The 216-nt window shown below is 66.7% G+C and carries 1 protein-coding gene; it reads left to right on the top strand.

Annotation, left to right across the window (positions count from 1 at the left end; genetic code table 11):
• On the top strand, window positions 1–216 hold a 216-nt coding region (locus HMPREF2914_RS10055; RefSeq protein WP_139148202.1), incomplete at both ends, for an AMP-binding protein.

Raw genomic sequence — 216 nt, 5'->3', positions numbered from 1 at the left:
ACGCTGCACTTCGTGCCGTCGATGCTGCAGGCGTTCCTGCAGGATGAAGACGTCGCCTCCTGCACCAGCCTGAAACGCATCGTTTGCAGCGGCGAGGCGCTGCCGGCGGACGCCCAGCAGCAGGTGTTCGCCAAGCTGCCGCAGGCCGGCCTCTATAACCTCTATGGCCCGACCGAGGCGGCCATCGACGTCACCCACTGGACCTGCGTGGAGGAG

This window comes from Pseudomonas sp. HMSC067G02 (assembly GCF_001813485.1).
Lineage (GTDB): Bacteria > Pseudomonadota > Gammaproteobacteria > Pseudomonadales > Pseudomonadaceae > Pseudomonas > Pseudomonas aeruginosa.
The sequence above is the reverse complement of the archived record's forward strand: the minus strand, read 5'-3'. Positions and strand labels throughout refer to the sequence as shown.